Origin of the sequence: Pseudomonas sp. NFIX49 (assembly GCF_900115915.1) — a bacterium.
Taxonomy (GTDB): domain Bacteria; phylum Pseudomonadota; class Gammaproteobacteria; order Pseudomonadales; family Pseudomonadaceae; genus Aquipseudomonas; species Aquipseudomonas pharyngis.
Map to the genome: position 1 here is coordinate 485,178 of NZ_FOYE01000003.1, position 15,489 is coordinate 500,666.

Sequence of the window (15,489 nt, forward strand, 5' to 3'; positions counted from 1 at the left end):
CCCTCGCTACCAAACGAAGGGTGGTGGCCATACGCGGGTTGGTAGACCGGTCGAAACGGGAAACCCGGCGCTCACAAAGGAGCCCCGCGCATGCCCACCATAAAATCTGAGCCCCAAATAAGGGACTGCATATGGTGACGCCATACGACGGTTTCGAAGCGGGCTACCAAACCCGATCACTGTTTTTCAGTGACAGGGAAACGATATAGCCCTTTCCAAACCGCGTAAGCCGGCGGATTCTGGCGTACGCGTAGGCAACGACGCAAGGTGTTGTAGCCCTTATGGCGTAACGGTTCGTGTACTTTAAACGTGGTGACGCGATCGTGTTTATTCGCTGGAAATGCCGGGCTGGGGGGCTTTCAGTTTTTGTGGTGTGTCAGTGAAATCCTTACCCCTCACCCTAGCCCTCTCCCCGAGGGAGAGGGGACTGACGGAGTGTTTGGGCGAGGTACGCCGACGTGGGATACCGAGTTGAACTCAGGTTTTGAACAGCACTTCAATCGGCTCCTAACCACTCAACAGGATGAGCGTTAGCTCGGCTGCAGCTTTTGATCTTGATCCACGGGCGACTTCGGAAGGCTGAGTGGAGGGATTTATCCGGGGGTGGGAGCGCAGCGACCGTTTGGCGAAGCCAAACACATCGAGAGGAGGTGCAGCGAAGCAAACCGGAGGCGATGCCCCCGGATGAATCCCGGAGCGAAGGAACCCCGAGCCTCAGCGAGCGGGCCGGACGTAGGAGCAAGACCTTTTGGTTACTTTTGGGGCGTTTGCCAAAAGTGACCCGCCGTAAGGGCGGAACCCTAAGCAGCCATAACCGCAGCAACGGATATACACCCCAAAACCAAACCTCAACGAAGAAACCCGGCAACCCTCTCCGCCGCCAAAGCCAAATGCTGCTCATGCGTAAACCCGGAAACCTTGAGCGGCTTCAAATCATGATCCCCAGAGGCCAGCCAAAACACCTCAACACTCGGCGATAGATCGTAAGCCTCGACAGCGTCCCGATTCCCCAGAGCATCCCGCTCCCCCTGAACAATCAACGTCCGAGTCCGCAAAGAAGCCAAATGCTCAACCCGAGGCTTCTCCGGTTTCCCCACCGCATAAAACGGATACCCCAGGCAAACCAACGCATCCGCGCCAAGCTCATCGGCAAGCAGACTGGCCATCCGCCCCCCCATAGACTTCCCGCCAACCGCCAAAACCCCAGCGACATGAAGTCGCACCAAGCCATAAACCTCACGCCAGCACTCCTGCAATTTCCCCGCAGGATTCGGCGGCCGCTTGACCCCATCAACCCGCCGCTGCGCCATATAAGGAAACTCAAACCGCAACACGTTCACCCCCAGCCCAGCAAGGCGCCCAGCCATATCGTTCATCCAGTCGCTATCCATCGGCGCCCCCGCCCCATGCGCCAGGATGAGCGTCGCCGAAGCCTCGCCAACAGCGGCATCCCAAAGCCACCCGTGATCCCGCAGGCACTGCGCCCATTGATCCCCGTCAATACTGGCCTTGTGCTGTTTGTCCATGCTTGCCTCGCTTTTAGTCTGCCTATAACTCCAGGCGAAGGACGCGCTGTTGGCGCTCACTTCGGCTGAACCGTGGATGGGGAACCATGAACACTTCTATCAGTACCGCCTACAACTACAAGGTGGTCCGCCAATTCGCCATTATGACGGTGGTGTGGGGCATCGTCGGCATGGGGCTCGGGGTTTTTCTCGCGGCTCAATTGGTCTGGCCCGAACTCAACTTCAACCTGCCGTGGACCAGCTTCGGACGCCTGCGCCCGCTGCACACCAACGCGGTGATCTTCGCGTTCGGCGGCTGTGCCTTGTTCGCCAGTTCGTTCTACTCGGTGCAGCGCACCTGCCAGACCCAGCTGTTTGCGCCGAAAATCGCCGCGTTCTGCTTCTGGGGCTGGCAGCTTGTGATTCTATTGGCGGCCATCAGCCTGCCACTGGGTTACACCAGTTCCAAGGAATACGCCGAGCTGGAATGGCCGATCGACATCCTGATCACCATCGTCTGGGTCGCCTACGCCATCGTGTTCTTCGGCACGATCATGCAGCGCAAGACCAAGCACATTTATGTGGGCAACTGGTTCTTCGGCGCGTTCATCATCACCGTGGCGATCCTGCACATCGTCAACAATCTTGAGTTGCCGGTGAGCTTTACCAAGTCCTACTCGGTGTACGCCGGTGCAACCGACGCGATGGTGCAATGGTGGTACGGCCACAACGCCGTAGGCTTTTTCCTCACCGCCGGTTTCCTCGGGATGATGTACTACTTCGTGCCGAAACAGGCCGAACGTCCGGTGTATTCGTATCGTCTGTCGATCGTGCACTTCTGGGCGCTGATCACCCTGTACATCTGGGCCGGCCCGCACCACTTGCACTACACCGCGCTGCCGGACTGGGCGCAGTCGCTGGGCATGGTGATGTCGCTGATTCTGCTGGCACCGAGCTGGGGCGGCATGATCAACGGCATGATGACCCTCTCCGGCGCCTGGCATAAGTTGCGCAGCGACCCGATTCTGCGCTTCCTGGTGGTGTCGCTGGCGTTCTACGGCATGTCGACCTTCGAAGGTCCGATGATGGCGATCAAGACTGTCAACGCCCTCTCCCACTACACCGACTGGACCATCGGCCACGTACACGCCGGCGCACTCGGCTGGGTGGCGATGATTTCCATCGGCGCGCTGTACCACATGATCCCGAAAGTCTTCGGCAAAGAGCAGATGCACAGCATCGGCCTGATCAACGCGCACTTCTGGCTCGCGACCATCGGCACCGTTTTGTACATCGCGTCGATGTGGGTAAACGGCATCGCCCAGGGCCTGATGTGGCGTGCGGTGAACGAGGACGGCACGCTGACCTACTCCTTCGTCGAAACCCTGGTGGCCAGCCACCCAGGCTTCGTCGTGCGGCTGATTGGCGGGGCGATCTTCCTCAGCGGCATGTTCCTGATGGCTTACAACACCTGGCGCACCGTGCGGGCCTCGCAGCCTGCTGACGTCGTTGCTGCCGCGCAGATGGCCTGAGGAGTCCGCCATGAAACACGAAACGATTGAAAAGAACGTCGGCCTGCTGATGCTGCTGATGGTGTTCGCCGTGAGCATCGGCGGCCTGACCCAGATCGTCCCGCTGTTCTTCCAGGACGTGACCAACAAACCGGTGGAGGGCATGAAGCCCTACACCGCGCTGCAGCTGGAAGGTCGCGACATCTACATCCGCGAAGGCTGCGTCGGTTGCCACTCGCAGATGATCCGTCCGTTCCGCGCCGAAACCGAACGCTACGGGCACTACTCGGTGGCCGGCGAAAGCGTGTGGGACCACCCGTTCCTGTGGGGCTCGAAACGTACCGGTCCGGACCTGGCCCGCGTCGGGGCGCGCTACTCGGATGACTGGCACCGTGCGCATTTGTACAACCCGCGCAACGTTGTACCGGAATCGAAAATGCCGGCCTACCCATGGCTGGTCACCCAACCGGTCGACAGCAGCCACACCGAAACCAAGCTCAAGACCATGCGCACCCTCGGCGTGCCGTACACCGACGACGACATTAGCGGCGCGGTAGCCAGCCTCAAGGGCAAGACCGAAATGGACGCCCTCGTCTCCTACCTGCAAGTGCTCGGCACTGCGATCAAGAGCAAGAGGTGAGCCATGGTCTTTGAATTGAGCGCGGGGCTGATTCGCGGCCTCGGCACGGTCGTGGTGTTCGTGGCCTTCGTCGGCCTGACCCTGTGGGTGTTCAACCGCAAGCGCACGCCGGAATTCGCCGAAGCACGCCTGCTGCCGTTCGCCGACGAGCCGCAACCCGACACTACCCAAGTTAATGAAACAAGGAGTACCCGGCCATGACCACCTTCTGGAGTACGTGGATCTGCGTACTGACCATCGGCAGCCTGATCGGCCTGACCTGGCTGCTGATCGGCACCCGCCGGGGCGAGACCAAGGGCAGCGTCGACCAGACCATGGGCCACAGCTTCGACGGCATCGAGGAGTACGACAACCCGCTGCCGCAGTGGTGGTTCATGCTGTTCGCCGGCACGCTGGTGTTTTCCGTGGGCTATCTGATCCTTTATCCGGGCCTGGGCAACTGGAAAGGCATCCTGCCCGGCTACGAGGACGGCTGGACCGGCGTCCACGAGTGGGAAAAGGAAATGAGCAAGGCTGACGCCAAATTCGGGCCGATCTTCGCCAAGTTCGCCGCGATGCCGGTGGAAGAAGTGGCGAAGGATCCGCAGGCGCTGAAAATGGGTGGCCGTCTGTTCGCCTCCAATTGCTCGGTGTGCCACGGCTCGGACGCCAAGGGTGCGTTCGGTTTCCCTAACCTCGCCGACAAGGACTGGCGTTGGGGCGGCAGCGCCGAAACCATCAAGACCACCATCATGGGTGGCCGGATGGCGGCAATGCCGGCGTGGGGTGAAGTGCTGGGTGAGACTGGCGTGAAAAACGTCGCCGCCTATGTGCGTCATGAACTGGCGGGGCTGCCACTGCCGGCGGACAACAAGGCTGATCTCCAAGCGGGTCAGCAGGCGTTCAGCACAACCTGCACCGCCTGTCACGGGGCAAACGGCCAGGGCACCGAAGCCATGGGCGCGCCGAACCTGACGCACCCGGCCGGTTTCATCTACGGCACCAGCCTGACCCAGCTCGAGCAAACCATTCGCCATGGCCGTCAAGGCCACATGCCCGCTCAGAACGAGCTGCTGGGCAACGATAAAGTGCAACTGCTCGCCGCTTACGTATACAGTCTGTCAAAAAATACTGAGCAGTTGAGCGACAAGCTTCAAGCTGAAAGCTCCAAGTAAAATCACAAGCAATGTATACAATCCTGCAGGCGACATGATTCGTCTTGTCGCTTGCAGCTTGCAGCTTGCAGCTGCTTCCTTTTGTCGCACCCCTTCACCCCCTCTCCTTTCGGTTACCCGGATTCGGGTCTACGCTTGCTCGATGCGGACTGGCCCGTGCCGGTTCCAGGTCGACCCCGAGCGAGGCGTTGAACGAATCGGCTGACTGACATGGCCGCAAAGGCCGGTAGATACCGGCTGTCGTGCCCATTACCGTCCGTCACCCGAACCGAGCGTTCGAACACACCCCGTTACATCCGACCGGGACCCCTCGCTTTTTTCGTCCGCTGCGACATTTTGCCCGAGGGCAATTTTGTCCTTACGCGGCGCATGGAAAGGCCGCAGAATCAGCGTTGGAAAGCATTGACCCAGGTCATGGCGCGTTGCATTGACCCCCTGCTTTCTACATACTTGCGGCCGATTTTAATCCTAATAAAACACCCAAACCGTGGAACCTTAGAATGAGCACAGCAATCAGTCCGACTGCTTATAACTATAAGGTAGTCCGCCAGTTCGCCATCATGACGGTGGTCTGGGGGATCCTTGGCATGGGGCTCGGTGTCTTCATCGCCTCGCAACTGGTCTGGCCGGAGTTGAACTTCGGTCTGCCGTGGACGAGCTTTGGACGCCTGCGCCCGTTGCACACAAACCTGGTGATTTTCGCCTTCGGTGGTTGTGCACTGTTTGCCACTTCCTACTATGTCGTGCAGCGAACCTGCCAGACGCGACTGATTTCCGACAGCCTCGCGGCCTTCACCTTCTGGGGATGGCAAGCGGTGATCGTCGGCGCGATCATTACCTTGCCGCTGGGTTACACCACCACCAAGGAATACGCGGAACTGGAATGGCCGATCGCCATTTTGCTGGCCATTGTCTGGATTTCCTACGGACTGGTGTTCTTCGGCACCATCACCAAGCGCAAGACCAAGCACATCTATGTCGGTAACTGGTTCTACGGTGCGTTCATCGTGGTGACCGCGATGCTGCACATCGTCAACCACATGTCGCTGCCGGTCAGCCTGTTCAAGTCCTACTCGGCCTACTCGGGCGCCACCGACGCGATGATCCAGTGGTGGTACGGCCACAACGCCGTGGGCTTCTTCCTGACCACCGGCTTCCTGGGGATGATGTACTACTTCGTGCCGAAACAGGCCGAACGTCCGATCTACTCCTATCGTCTGTCGATCGTGCACTTCTGGGCGCTGATCACCCTGTACATCTGGGCCGGCCCGCACCACCTGCACTACACCGCACTGCCGGACTGGGCACAGTCGCTGGGCATGGCGATGTCGATCATCCTGCTGGCACCGAGCTGGGGCGGCATGATCAACGGCATGATGACCCTGTCGGGCGCCTGGCATAAGCTGCGCACCGACCCGATCCTGCGCTTCCTGGTGGTATCGCTGGCGTTCTACGGCATGTCGACCTTCGAAGGTCCGATGATGGCGATCAAGACCGTCAACTCGCTCTCGCACTACACCGACTGGACCATCGGCCACGTACACGCCGGTGCACTCGGCTGGGTAGCGATGATCTCGATCGGCGCGATCTACCACATGATCCCGAAACTGTTCGGCCGCGCGCAGATGCACAGCACCGGCCTGATCAACGCGCACTTCTGGCTCGCGACCATCGGTACCGTGCTGTACATCGCTTCGATGTGGGTCAACGGCATCACTCAAGGCCTGATGTGGCGTGCAATCAACGACGACGGCACCCTCACCTACTCGTTCGTCGAAGCGCTGCAGGCCAGCCACCCCGGCTTCATCGTCCGTGCCCTGGGCGGTGCGTTCTTCGCCAGCGGCATGCTGCTGATGGCTTACAACGTATGGCGCACCGTGCGCGCCTCGAACCCGGCTGAAGCCGAAGCCGCCGCCAAGATCGCCGTAGTTGGAGCTCACTGATGAAGCATGAAGCTGTCGAGAAGAATATTGGTCTGCTGGCCTTCTTCATGGTCATCGCCGTCAGCGTCGGTGGCCTGACCCAAATCGTTCCGCTGTTTTTCCAGGACGTCACCAACAAGCCGGTCGAAGGCATGAAGCCGCGCACCGCCCTTGAACTGGAAGGCCGCGACGTTTACATCGCCAACGGCTGTGTCGGCTGCCACTCGCAGATGATCCGTCCGTTCCGTGCCGAAACCGAACGCTATGGCCACTACTCGGTCGCCGGTGAAAGCGTCTGGGATCACCCGTTCCTGTGGGGTTCCAAACGTACCGGCCCGGACCTGGCCCGCGTCGGCGGTCGTTACTCCGATGACTGGCAGCGTGCGCACTTGTACAACCCGCGCAACGTCGTCCCCGAGTCGAAAATGCCGGCCTACCCGTTCCTCGTAGAAAACAAGCTCGATGGCAAAGACACGGCCAAGAAAATGGAAGTGTTGCGCACGCTCGGCGTCCCTTACACCGACGAAGACATCGCCGGTGCAAGAGATGCCGTGAAGGGCAAAACCGAAATGGACGCGCTGGTGGCCTATCTGCAAGGCCTGGGCACCATCATCAAAAGCAAACGGTGATTCTGATGGATATCGGGATGATTCGAGGCCTGGGCACCGTTGTCGTGATGGTTGCCTTCATCGGCCTGGCGTTGTGGGTGTTCAGCCCCAAGCGCAAGTCGGAGTTTGAAGACGCGACCTTGCTGCCCTTCGCGGATGATCCCGAAGCCATCAAGCACGTCGAGCAAGCTTCTAGGAGTAACAAAGAATGACTACATTCTGGAGTCTGTACGTCACAGTCCTCAGTCTCGGTACGATCTTTTCCCTGACCTGGCTGCTGCTGTCGACCCGCAAGGGCCAGCGCAGCGAGCAGACGGACGAGACGGTCGGCCACTCCTTCGACGGGATCGAGGAGTACGACAACCCGCTGCCGAAATGGTGGTTCATGCTGTTCGTGGGCACCATCGTGTTCGCTCTGGGTTATCTGGTGCTGTACCCGGGCCTGGGCAACTGGAAAGGCCTGCTGCCGGGCTACAACTACCTCGATACCGAGAAGCAGACCGCGTTCGCCAACGGCCAGACCGGCTGGACCGGCGTTCACGAGTGGGAAAAGGAAATGGCGCGTTCGGATGCCAAGTTCGGTCCGATCTTCGCCAAGTTCGCCGCCATGCCGATCGAAGAAGTCGCCAAGGATCCACAAGCCCTGAAAATGGGTGGCCGCCTGTTCGCCTCCAACTGCTCGGTCTGCCACGGTTCCGACGCCAAGGGCGCTTATGGCTTCCCGAACCTGACCGACGCCGACTGGCGCTGGGGCGGCGAGCCGGAAACCATCAAGACCACCATCATGGGCGGTCGTCACGCGGTGATGCCGGCCTGGGCTGAAGTGATCGGTGAGCAAGGCGTGGCCGATGTGGCTGCGTTCGTACTGACCAATCTGGATGGCCGCAAGCTGCCGGAAGGCACCAAGGCAGATCCGGCCAATGGCCAGAAACTGTTCGCCGCCAACTGCGTGGCCTGCCACGGCCCGGCGGGTAAAGGTACGCCAGCCATGGGCGCACCCGATCTGACCCACCCGGCCGCGTTCATCTACGGTTCGAGCTTCGCCCAACTGCAGCAGACCATCCGTTACGGCCGTCAGGGCCAGATGCCTGCCCAGGAACAACTGCAAGGCAACGACAAGGTTCACCTGCTGGCGGCTTACGTTTACAGCCTGTCCCACGGTGAAAAACCAGCGGAAGCCGAGGCCCAGTAAGGCCAACGCCTGAAGCAAACAAAGCGGCCCCGCCAATGAGAATTGGCGGGGCCGTTTTGTTTCTGCCTTTTTGAATGCCCGACCAGCGGTCAGGCTCGTCAGGCCTTCCCGGTTGTGAGACGAGGCATGAGGTAGTAACGTTGCTACATATCTTTTTCAGGAGAGGTCGCAATGATGGCCATCACCACCATTTCCAGCCGCGAATTCAATCAGGACACAAGCAGTGCCAAAAAAGCCGCACGCAATGGGCCGGTGATCATCACGGATCGTGGCAAGCCCGCCCACGTACTGCTAAGCATTGAGGAGTACGAAAAACTAACCGGCCTCAACGCGAGCATCGTCGATCTGCTGGTCATGCCTGAAGCGGCAGACATCGAGTTCGAAACCGAGCGTGCCGTGATCACTCACCGCCCTGTGGACCTGTCCTGAATGTATTTGCTAGACACCAATGTAATTTCCGAATTGCGCAAACCCCAGGCCGACAAGAACGTTGTCGCCTGGGCCAGAACGATCATTGCCCCTCGCATGTTTATCTCGGCCATTACGCTGAAGGAACTGGAGACCGGCGTCCTACGCATGGAGCGCCGTGATCCGGCTCAGGGAAAGATTCTGCGCACCTGGCTCAAGCGCCACGTAATGCCGGCCTTCGATGCGCGAATCCTGCCGGTCGATGCAGCTGTCGCCCTGCGCTGCGCGCGCATTCATGTGCCGGATCAGGCCAATGAAAGCGATGCGCTGATTGCCGCGACGGCACTGGTTCATGGGCTGACGGTGGTCACCCGCAATGTCGCCGACTTTGAATCCAGCGGCGTTGCGCTGATCAATCCGTGGGAATGAAAGACCCGCATCTCAGCTTCACATCTCGCAACTGAAATTCGATGGGCACATTGGCTGGCAAGCGATAACGTCCTGCTGCAGCCGATGGGCTGCCTACCTCACAACTCATCTTGCAAGGAAGCTATCCGATGAACGAACAACATCCGAATCAGGAAACTGATCAGCCGATTCAAATGGGTGAACAGACGCCACAAATTGACGAAGCCAACAGCGACAGCCTGAGACGACAAACACGATCCATCGTGAACGAAGCCACTGCCGACAGAAAGCGCAGTACCGGCGGGATGGACAGCCTTGGCGGCGGCCGGTTGCTTTGACCGATTGATGAAAGCGGCGGCAATTTCCGGGTTTGGGTGACTGAGCCGTCGCGATGTCAGCAGCACCCATCGTCTATAGTCAATTGATCTGCATCATGCTTTGTTACATTCGCTACACCATTCATGATTTTTCCCCAACGCGACCAAAGGTCGCACCCGTTCGTCGGTAGTACAGGCGTATCATTGCGCCACCGCAACACCCCTTTTTGACCCCGGCCGGCACGTATCGACCGAGGCATTTTTCCACTGCCGTGGGATGCAATGATGAGCAACCAGATTCCGGTACACGACGTCACGCCACCCAGTAAGAACGCAAACAACAGCGTCGACCTTTACGCCTCTCGAGAAAAAATCTACACCCGTGCTTTCACCGGCCTGTTCCGCAATCTGCGGATGATGGGCGGCGCGGCGCTGTTCCTGCTGTATTTCGGTACGGTGTGGTTGAACTGGGGCGGTCACCAGGCAGTGTGGTGGAACCTGCCGGAGCGCAAGTTCTTCATTTTCGGCGCCACCTTCTGGCCGCAGGATTTCATTCTGCTTTCCGGGCTGCTGATCATTGCCGCCTTCGGCCTGTTCTTCATCACCGTGTATGCCGGCCGGGTCTGGTGCGGGTACACCTGCCCGCAAAGCGTGTGGACGTGGATTTTCATGTGGTGCGAAAAGGTCACCGAAGGCGACCGCAACCAGCGCATCAAGCTCGACAAGGCGCCGATGAGCGCCAACAAGTTCCTGCGTAAATTCGCCAAGCACGCGCTGTGGCTGCTGATCGGCTTCGTCACCGGCATGACCTTCGTCGGCTACTTCTCGCCGATCCGCGAACTGGTAATCGAATTCTTCACCGGCCAGGCCGATGGCTGGTCGTATTTCTGGGTCGGTTTCTTCACCCTGGCCACTTACGGCAATGCCGGCTGGCTGCGTGAGCAGGTGTGCATCTACATGTGTCCGTATGCACGCTTCCAGAGCGTGATGTTCGACAAGGACACGCTGATCGTTTCCTACGACCCGCGTCGCGGTGAAAGCCGTGGTCCGCGCAAGAAAGGCATCGACTACAAGGCTCAGGGCCTGGGCGACTGCATCGACTGCACCATGTGCGTCCAGGTCTGCCCGACCGGCATCGACATCCGCGACGGCCTGCAGATCGAATGCATCGGCTGCGCCGCGTGCATCGACGCCTGCGACAGCATCATGGACAAGATGGATTACCCGCGCGGGCTGATCAGCTACACCACCGAACACAACTTGTCCGGGCAGAAAACCCATAAACTGCGGCCACGCCTGATCGGTTATGCCGTGGTGCTGCTGGCGATGATCAGCCTGCTGGTGACGGCCTTCCTCATGCGTTCGCTGGTCGGTTTCGACGTCAGCAAGGACCGCGTGCTGTACCGCGAAAACGCCGAAGGCCGGATCGAAAACGTCTACAGCCTGAAGATCATGAACAAGGATCAGCGCGACCACACCTACGTGCTGGAAGCCGCCGGTTTGCCGGATCTGCGCCTGCAAGGCAAACGCGAGATCAAGGTGCCGGCCGGGGAAATCTTCAGCATGCCGGTCGAGCTGTCGAGCGCGCCTGAACAATTGCCTTCGAGCACCAACGAGGTGAAATTCATCCTCAGGGATGCCGATGACGACAGCGTCCACGTAGAAGCCAAGAGCCGGTTCATCGGCCCACAAAATCGTTGAGAGAACTGAACATGCCCGCAGCAAACGCCGCAAGTCCCTGGTACAAGCACCTTTGGCCATGGATCATCATCGCGATTCTGGCCTGTTCGGTGACCCTGACGCTGTCCATGGTGACCATCGCGGTGAACAACCCGGACAACCTGGTCAACGACAACTACTACGAGGCCGGCAAGGGCATCAATCGTTCGCTGGACCGTGAATTGCTGGCTCAGACCCTGAAGATGCGCGCCGCTGTGCACCTGGATGATGTCACCGGCGAAGTCGACCTGCGCCTGAGCGGCGACAGCCAGCCGAAAACCCTGGAACTGAACCTGATCTCGCCGACCCAGCCGGAGAAGGATCGCAAGATCGTCCTCGCCCGCAGCGAGACTGAACAGGGCCGCTACATCGGCCAGTTGAGCGACAAGATCGAAGGCCGGCGTTTTGTGGAGTTGCTGGGTACTCAGGACGATCACGTGTGGCGGATGTTCGAGGAAGAGCTGGTCAACCATGACAAGGATCTGTTGCTGGGTGATGAGCCGTTGCAGGGTGCAGAAGACCTGAAGAAATAAGCCTTACTCTGATCGTTCCCGCGCTCTGCGTGGGCACGCCGCCAGGGACGCTCCGCGTCCCAGCCGAAGCGGACGCGGAGCGTCCGGGGAGGCATTCCCACGCGGAGCGTGGGAACGATCATCGGAACGCCTCATGACCATTCCAATCCCCTGCTACCACTGCGCCCTGCCCGTCCCGTCCGGCAGTCGCTTCACCGCCGTCGTGCTCGGGGAGTCCCGCGAGTTCTGCTGCCCCGGCTGTCAGGCCGTGGCCGAAGCCATCGTCGCCGGAGGGCTGGAAAGTTATTACCAGCATCGCAGCGAAGCCTCGGCCAACCCCGAAGCGCTGCCGGTGCAACTGGTCGATGAGCTTGAGCTGTACGACCGCGCCGACGTGCAGCAACCCTTCGTGCGCCACGAAGGTGAGCTGGCCGAGACCACGTTGCTGATGGAAGGCATCAGTTGCGCCGCCTGCGGCTGGCTGATCGAGAAACACCTGCGCAACCTGCCCGCCGTAGCCGAGGCGCGGCTCAATCTGTCTAACCATCGCCTGCATGTGCGCTGGGCTGACGCTCAGCTGCCACTGAGCCAGATCCTCGGCGAACTGCGCCACATCGGCTACGCCGCGCACCCGTATCAGGCCGACCGCGCCAGCGAACAACTGGCCAGTGAAAACCGCCTGGCCCTGCGCCAGCTCGGGGTCGCCGGGCTGTTGTGGTTCCAGGCGATGATGGCGACCATGGCCACTTGGCCGGAATTCAACATCGACCTCAGCCCGGAGCTGCATACGATTCTGCGCTGGGTCGCGCTGTTCCTCACTACGCCGATCGTGTTCTACAGCTGCGCGCCGTTTTTCAAAGGCGCCATGCGTGACCTGCGCACCCGTCACTTGACGATGGATGTGTCGGTGTCACTGGCGATCGGCGCGGCGTATGTTGCCGGGATCTGGACTTCGATCACCGGGGTCGGCGAGCTGTATTTCGACGCGGTGGGCATGTTCGCGCTGTTCCTGCTCGCCGGGCGCTACCTTGAACGCCGCGCTCGGGAGCGCACCGCCGCTGCCACCGCGCAACTGGCCAACCTGCTGCCGGCCTCGTGCCTGCGCCTCGACGACGCCGGCCAGAGCGAGCGGATCCTGCTCAGCGAACTGCGCCTCGGTGACCGGGTGCTGGTGCAGCCCGGTTCGGTGCTGCCGGCGGACGGCAAGATCCTTGATGGCCAGTCGAGCATCGACGAATCGGTGCTGACCGGCGAATACCTGCCGCAACCGCGTACCAAGGGCGATGCGGTCACCGCCGGTACGCTGAACGTGGAAGGTGCGCTGACCGTCGAGGTGCAGGCACTCGGCCAGGACACGCGGCTGTCGGCCATCGTCCGCCTGCTGGATCGCGCCCAGGCGGAAAAACCACGACTGGCGGAAATCGCCGACCGTGCTGCGCAATGGTTCCTGCTGCTGTCGTTGATCGCGGCGGCCGCCATCGGCCTGCTGTGGTGGGAACTGGATTCGTCACGGGCGTTCTGGATCGTCCTCGCGATGCTGGTTGCAACCTGCCCGTGCGCGCTGTCTCTGGCGACGCCGACCGCCCTCACCGCCGCCACCGGCACCCTGCACAAACTCGGCCTGCTGCTGACGCGCGGCCATGTGCTGGAAGGCTTGAATCAGATCGACACGGTGATCTTCGACAAGACCGGCACCCTCACCGAAGGCCGACTGGTACTGCGTTCGATCCGCCCGCTCGGGGCCCTCGACAACGATCAATGCCTGAGCCTGGCCGCCGCCCTGGAAAACCGTTCCGAACACCCGATCGCCCGCGCCTTCGGTCGCGCGCCGCTGGCTGCCGAAGAGGTCCACAGCACGCCGGGGCTGGGGCTTGAAGGATTAGTCGGTGAACAGCGTTTGCGCATTGGTCAGGCGGACTTTGTCTGTGACCTCAGCGGCACGCCGGTGCCTTCGATGCCGAAGGAAGCGGGGCAATGGTTGCTGCTCGGTGACCTCCAGGGACCGCTGGCCTGGTTCGCCCTCGACGACCGTCTGCGCGACGACGCCCCGGCCCTGCTCGCCGCGTGCAAGGCGCGCGGCTGGCGCACGCTGCTGCTGTCGGGCGACAGTTCGCCAATGGTAGCCAGCGTCGCTGCCGAACTGGGCATCGACGAGGCCCGGGGCGGTCTGCGTCCGGACGACAAGCTGCAAGTGCTGCAACAACTGCACAAGGAGGGCCGCAAGGTATTGATGCTCGGCGACGGGGTCAACGACGTGCCGGTGCTGGCCGCTGCGGACATCAGCGTGGCCATGGGCTCGGCCACTGATCTGGCGAAAACCAGTGCCGACGCGGTGCTGCTGTCCAACCGCCTCGACGCCTTGGTACAAGCCTTCACGCTGGCCCGCCGTACTCGCAGGGTGATCATCGAGAACCTGTTGTGGGCCGCGCTGTACAATGGCCTCATGTTGCCGTTCGCCGCCCTCGGCTGGATCACTCCGGTGTGGGCCGCCGTCGGCATGTCGATCAGTTCGCTGACCGTGGTACTCAACGCCCTGCGCCTGACTCGCCTGCCGAGTGCGCCGGCCGTCAGCGCCACGTCAGAAACCCGCCCGCTGCCGGCCTGAGCCGCGCGGGCATGGAGTACAGATGCCAGCTCTCTACGTGATGATTCCGGCCGCGCTGCTGATCGTGGCCATCGCCGTTTACATCTTCTTCTGGGCGGTGGACAGCGGCCAGTACGACGACCTCGACGGTCCGGCCCACAGCATCCTGTTCGACGACCAGGACCCGAACCACACTGCCGCTGTGGACGAAGCCAACCCCGCCAAACCGGACGACAAGGCGCCACCTCATGCTTGAACTGGCGCCGCTGCTGGTGTCTGCGTTGATCCTTGGCCTGCTCGGCGGCGGCCATTGCCTGGGCATGTGCGGAGGCTTGATGGGCGCACTGACCCTGGCGATTCCCAAGGAACAACGCAGCCGACGCTTTCGATTGTTGCTGGCCTATAACCTCGGGCGGATTCTCAGTTATGCCACGGCCGGTCTGCTGATCGGGCTGGCCGGTTGGGCGGTGGCCAACAGTCCCGCCGCGCTGTTCATGCGGGTTTTGGCCGGGTTGCTGCTGATCGCCATGGGCCTGTATCTGGCGGGCTGGTGGAGCGGTCTGACCCGCATCGAAAGCCTTGGCCGAGGACTGTGGCGTTACATTCAACCCGTCGCCAACCGCTTGCTGCCGGTGTCGAGCCTGCCCCGGGCCTTGCTGCTCGGCGCGCTGTGGGGATGGCTGCCGTGCGGGCTGGTTTACAGCACGTTGCTGTGGTCGGCCAGTCAGGGCAATGCGTTGGACAGTGCATTGCTGATGCTCGCTTTCGGGCTCGGCACCTGGCCGGTGTTGCTGGCCACCGGCCTCGCGGCCGAGCGGGTCACGGCGCTGTTGCGCAATCGCAGCGTGCGCATGGCCGGCGGTCTGCTGGTGATCCTGTTCGGTATCTGGACCCTGCCGGGGCCGCACCAGCACTGGCTGATGGGCCACTGATCCCGTTGATGCAAATCAAGATGCCTTTTCGCGCCCTCCCCTAGACTCGGCACACTGCCAGCCTATCCGGGGGAATG

The 15,489-nt window shown here is 61.2% G+C and carries 17 protein-coding genes; 16 read left to right on the forward strand and 1 reads right to left on the reverse strand.

Going from position 1 to position 15,489, the window contains the following annotated elements:
- Positions 1–848: 848 nt before the first annotated feature.
- Positions 849–1,526, reverse strand: a complete 678-nt coding sequence (locus tag BMZ46_RS10360; protein ID WP_074687647.1) for an alpha/beta family hydrolase — start codon at positions 1,524–1,526, stop codon at positions 849–851.
- Positions 1,527–1,612: 86 nt separating this feature from the next.
- Between BMZ46_RS10360 and ccoN (BMZ46_RS10365) the strand changes: the two genes are divergently transcribed.
- From ccoN (BMZ46_RS10365) to BMZ46_RS10445, 16 genes are all read left to right on the forward strand, one after another.
- Positions 1,613–3,037, forward strand: coding sequence for a cytochrome-c oxidase, cbb3-type subunit I (ccoN, locus tag BMZ46_RS10365; protein WP_007969190.1), 1,425 nt, complete (start codon positions 1,613–1,615; stop codon positions 3,035–3,037).
- Positions 3,038–3,047: 10 nt separating this feature from the next.
- Positions 3,048–3,656: a cytochrome-c oxidase, cbb3-type subunit II gene (gene ccoO, locus BMZ46_RS10370; RefSeq protein ID WP_039770055.1), complete on the forward strand. Its 609-nt coding sequence runs from the start codon at positions 3,048–3,050 to the stop codon at positions 3,654–3,656.
- Between the two features lie 3 nt (positions 3,657–3,659).
- The gene (locus tag BMZ46_RS10375; RefSeq protein ID WP_039770054.1) at positions 3,660–3,857 is read left to right on the forward strand and encodes a cbb3-type cytochrome oxidase subunit 3; all 198 of its coding nucleotides are present in this window, start codon (positions 3,660–3,662) and stop codon (positions 3,855–3,857) included.
- Positions 3,854–4,810 carry a cytochrome-c oxidase, cbb3-type subunit III gene (gene ccoP / locus BMZ46_RS10380; protein ID WP_074687646.1) on the forward strand — a complete coding sequence of 319 codons (957 nt, stop codon included), beginning with the start codon at positions 3,854–3,856 and terminating at the stop codon, positions 4,808–4,810. Before BMZ46_RS10375 ends, ccoP (BMZ46_RS10380) begins: the two co-directional genes overlap by 4 nt.
- A 500-nt stretch (positions 4,811–5,310) precedes the next feature.
- Positions 5,311–6,753, forward strand: coding sequence for a cytochrome-c oxidase, cbb3-type subunit I (gene ccoN / locus BMZ46_RS10385; RefSeq protein ID WP_039770049.1), 1,443 nt, complete (start codon positions 5,311–5,313; stop codon positions 6,751–6,753).
- Entirely contained in the window at positions 6,753–7,361 is a 609-nt protein-coding gene (gene ccoO / locus BMZ46_RS10390; protein WP_011333287.1) for a cytochrome-c oxidase, cbb3-type subunit II, read from the forward strand. Before ccoN (BMZ46_RS10385) ends, ccoO (BMZ46_RS10390) begins: the two co-directional genes overlap by 1 nt.
- Positions 7,362–7,366: 5 nt before the next feature.
- On the forward strand, positions 7,367–7,552 hold the full coding sequence (locus tag BMZ46_RS10395) for a CcoQ/FixQ family Cbb3-type cytochrome c oxidase assembly chaperone (RefSeq protein WP_003175465.1): 186 nt from the start codon (positions 7,367–7,369) through the stop codon (positions 7,550–7,552).
- Positions 7,549–8,532 carry a cytochrome-c oxidase, cbb3-type subunit III gene (ccoP, locus tag BMZ46_RS10400; protein WP_039770046.1) on the forward strand — a complete coding sequence of 328 codons (984 nt, stop codon included), beginning with the start codon at positions 7,549–7,551 and terminating at the stop codon, positions 8,530–8,532. Before BMZ46_RS10395 ends, ccoP (BMZ46_RS10400) begins: the two co-directional genes overlap by 4 nt.
- Before the next feature lie 174 nt (positions 8,533–8,706).
- Positions 8,707–8,961 (forward strand): type II toxin-antitoxin system Phd/YefM family antitoxin, encoded by a 255-nt coding sequence (locus BMZ46_RS10405; RefSeq protein WP_039770179.1) that lies wholly within the window; start codon positions 8,707–8,709, stop codon positions 8,959–8,961.
- Positions 8,962–9,369 (forward strand): type II toxin-antitoxin system VapC family toxin, encoded by a 408-nt coding sequence (locus BMZ46_RS10410; protein ID WP_039770044.1) that lies wholly within the window; start codon positions 8,962–8,964, stop codon positions 9,367–9,369.
- 128 nt (positions 9,370–9,497) lie between these two features.
- On the forward strand, positions 9,498–9,686 hold the full coding sequence (locus tag BMZ46_RS10415) for a hypothetical protein (RefSeq protein WP_039770042.1): 189 nt from the start codon (positions 9,498–9,500) through the stop codon (positions 9,684–9,686).
- Positions 9,687–9,950: 264 nt separating this feature from the next.
- Positions 9,951–11,366, forward strand: coding sequence for a cytochrome c oxidase accessory protein CcoG (gene ccoG, locus BMZ46_RS10420; protein WP_074687645.1), 1,416 nt, complete (start codon positions 9,951–9,953; stop codon positions 11,364–11,366).
- 11 nt (positions 11,367–11,377) lie between these two features.
- Positions 11,378–11,917 (forward strand): FixH family protein, encoded by a 540-nt coding sequence (locus BMZ46_RS10425; RefSeq protein WP_074687644.1) that lies wholly within the window; start codon positions 11,378–11,380, stop codon positions 11,915–11,917.
- 133 nt (positions 11,918–12,050) lie between these two features.
- The gene (locus BMZ46_RS10435) at positions 12,051–14,501 is read left to right on the forward strand and encodes a heavy metal translocating P-type ATPase (protein WP_074687642.1); all 2,451 of its coding nucleotides are present in this window, start codon (positions 12,051–12,053) and stop codon (positions 14,499–14,501) included.
- A gap of 22 nt (positions 14,502–14,523) precedes the next feature.
- Positions 14,524–14,736, forward strand: a complete 213-nt coding sequence (gene ccoS, locus BMZ46_RS10440) for a cbb3-type cytochrome oxidase assembly protein CcoS (protein WP_007951659.1) — start codon at positions 14,524–14,526, stop codon at positions 14,734–14,736.
- Positions 14,729–15,412: a sulfite exporter TauE/SafE family protein gene (locus tag BMZ46_RS10445; protein WP_074687641.1), complete on the forward strand. Its 684-nt coding sequence runs from the start codon at positions 14,729–14,731 to the stop codon at positions 15,410–15,412. Before ccoS ends, BMZ46_RS10445 begins: the two co-directional genes overlap by 8 nt.
- Positions 15,413–15,489 lie beyond the last annotated feature (77 nt).

Coding starts and splice junctions, on each gene's coding strand:
- ccoN (WP_007969190.1), top strand. CDS start 1,613: ATGAACACTTCTATCAGTACCGCCTACAACTACAAGGTGGTCCGCCAA.
- ccoS (WP_007951659.1), top strand. CDS start 14,524: ATGCCAGCTCTCTACGTGATGATTCCGGCCGCGCTGCTGATCGTGGCC.
- ccoO (WP_039770055.1), top strand. CDS start 3,048: ATGAAACACGAAACGATTGAAAAGAACGTCGGCCTGCTGATGCTGCTG.
- BMZ46_RS10425 (WP_074687644.1), top strand. CDS start 11,378: ATGCCCGCAGCAAACGCCGCAAGTCCCTGGTACAAGCACCTTTGGCCA.
- ccoN (WP_039770049.1), top strand. CDS start 5,311: ATGAGCACAGCAATCAGTCCGACTGCTTATAACTATAAGGTAGTCCGC.
- BMZ46_RS10405 (WP_039770179.1), top strand. CDS start 8,707: ATGGCCATCACCACCATTTCCAGCCGCGAATTCAATCAGGACACAAGC.
- ccoP (WP_074687646.1), top strand. CDS start 3,854: ATGACCACCTTCTGGAGTACGTGGATCTGCGTACTGACCATCGGCAGC.
- BMZ46_RS10410 (WP_039770044.1), top strand. CDS start 8,962: ATGTATTTGCTAGACACCAATGTAATTTCCGAATTGCGCAAACCCCAG.
- ccoG (WP_074687645.1), top strand. CDS start 9,951: ATGAGCAACCAGATTCCGGTACACGACGTCACGCCACCCAGTAAGAAC.
- BMZ46_RS10360 (WP_074687647.1), bottom strand. CDS start 1,526: ATGGACAAACAGCACAAGGCCAGTATTGACGGGGATCAATGGGCGCAG.
- BMZ46_RS10395 (WP_003175465.1), top strand. CDS start 7,367: ATGGATATCGGGATGATTCGAGGCCTGGGCACCGTTGTCGTGATGGTT.
- ccoO (WP_011333287.1), top strand. CDS start 6,753: ATGAAGCATGAAGCTGTCGAGAAGAATATTGGTCTGCTGGCCTTCTTC.
- BMZ46_RS10415 (WP_039770042.1), top strand. CDS start 9,498: ATGAACGAACAACATCCGAATCAGGAAACTGATCAGCCGATTCAAATG.
- BMZ46_RS10445 (WP_074687641.1), top strand. CDS start 14,729: ATGCTTGAACTGGCGCCGCTGCTGGTGTCTGCGTTGATCCTTGGCCTG.
- ccoP (WP_039770046.1), top strand. CDS start 7,549: ATGACTACATTCTGGAGTCTGTACGTCACAGTCCTCAGTCTCGGTACG.
- BMZ46_RS10375 (WP_039770054.1), top strand. CDS start 3,660: ATGGTCTTTGAATTGAGCGCGGGGCTGATTCGCGGCCTCGGCACGGTC.
- BMZ46_RS10435 (WP_074687642.1), top strand. CDS start 12,051: ATGACCATTCCAATCCCCTGCTACCACTGCGCCCTGCCCGTCCCGTCC.